The organism is Pseudomonas sp. D1HM, assembly GCF_019266105.1.
GTDB lineage: Bacteria > Pseudomonadota > Gammaproteobacteria > Pseudomonadales > Pseudomonadaceae > Aquipseudomonas > Aquipseudomonas taetrolens.
The window spans coordinates 1-1,810 of record NZ_LRMN01000045.1; the positions used below are offsets into that span (position 1 = coordinate 1).

1 protein-coding gene is annotated in these 1,810 nt (G+C 62.4%); it reads right to left on the reverse strand.

Translation table 11 applies throughout. From position 1 onward, the window contains the following. Window positions 1-1,810 (reverse strand): type VI secretion system tip protein TssI/VgrG (gene tssI, locus AWM69_RS22640; RefSeq protein WP_218728595.1); only part of this gene is annotated, 1,810 nt, incomplete at both ends.

Genomic DNA, 1,810 nt, shown 5'->3' on the forward strand with positions numbered 1-1,810 from the left:
GGCAACAACGGATTCGCCGGCGTCCCCGGCACCGGTACGCCGCCGGGCACAATCGGGCTGCTGCTGTAGATCCCCGCCGCGCTGATCACGATGTGTTGCCCACCGGCCATCAGGGTGATGCTGGCGCCGGCATCGAGTACCACCCGCGCGCCGGCCTTGAGGTGGACTTCCAGCCCGGCTTCGGCCACCAGCGCCTGGCCGACGCGGGTGTGGCTGCTGGCGGCGATGTTCAGGTGGTCGTTGGCATTGAGTTGCACCTTGCGGTCACCGCTGACGGTGCGTTGCTCTTCGGCTTCGAGCACCGCCACGCTGTCCCCGCTGATGGTCGCTTCGGACTTGCCATCAATCTGCACGCGGCTGTCATGTTTGACGTGTTGCTCCAGGTCGCGCTGGGCGTGCAGGTAGATCAGCTCCTGGCCTTTGCGGTCCTCGATGCGCAGTTCGTTGAAACCGCTGCCACCCGGCGTGCTGCGACTGCGAAACACGCTTTGGGTTTTGTCTGCAGGCAATACCAGCGGCGCCGGGTTGAGGCTGTTGACCAGGCAACCGGAAATGATCGGCCTGTCGGGGTCGCCGTCCAGATACGTCACCAGCACTTCCATGCCCACCCGGGGGATGGTCACGCTGCCATAGCGGTCTCCGGCCCAGCTCGACGCTACCCGCACCCAGCAACTGCTTTGATCGTCGTTGATTGCGCTGCGATCCCAATGAAAGCTGACCCGAACCCGGCCAAACTGATCGCAATGGATGTCTTCCCCCGCCGGGCCGGTTACGCGGGCGGTCTGGCTGCCGAGGATCCTCGGCTTGGCGAAAACCTGTTGCGGGCGGTAGGTCACGTCTTCAGGGGTGACGTGAAAAGTGTTGCGGTAGCCCTGGGTAAAGCCGTCCGAAGCGGTCATCTGCGGGATGCGGCCTTGTTCTTCGAGTGCTTGCGGTTGTTTGCCCTCGTGGTGAACCCGGGTCAGCAACCAGCGGGCATTCCAGGCCGCATGCGGGTGCTCGCTGATGGTCAGAAAGTGACCGCTGCTCAGGCACGGTTGGTCACTGCTGCCATTGCCCTGGCGATAACCGGTTTGATGGTGCTCAAGGGCCCGCTGATTTTGTTGTTCACCGTGGGCGGTTGCGCTGAAGCCGCCGGGGTAGCTGTAGTGTTCGAGGACCTGCCTATCGGGGTCGGCGCTGCTTTCAGCCTGCAGGATGCGGCTGGCTTTTTCGAAGTCATAATCGCGACGCACCGTGCGGTTGGTCCGGGTTTCGAGGTGCAAGCCAAAGCGCTCGATCGACGGTTCCCTGGCCACCATCCCGGCGTCTTGCACGTAAGGTGTAGGCCGCGCGAGCAGGCTGAACGCCTGCTGTTTATCACCGAACACCAGCACATGGCCGTCAGGCGAATGCCGAAAGTGATAGTGAAAACCCTCTTCAAAACACAGGCGCTGAATAAAGTGCAGGTCCGGTTCGCCGTACTGCACGCAGTACTCCCGAGGCGAGTAGGACGAGAGTGAATTGAACAGGTAGGCATTGCTGAAAATGCCGTGCTCTTCAAGCACGGTTTCGATGATTTGCTGCACGGTCTGCCGCTGGAAAATTCGCTGGTTGGTGCGATGTTCCAGGTAGGCCAGTTGCGGCACCAGCGTCAGACGGTACTGCGTCAGCCGCGGGCCCGGGCTGCTCAGGGCGATGCTGGAAATCTTCCCGTGAACACCGTTGCCCTCGCCGTCAAACGCCAGATAAGCCGGCTGATGCAGCAACGCGTCGAGCGCCAGATCAGCGCGCTCGCTGACCAGTTCGACGGTAAAGGCAAAGGGCGTGC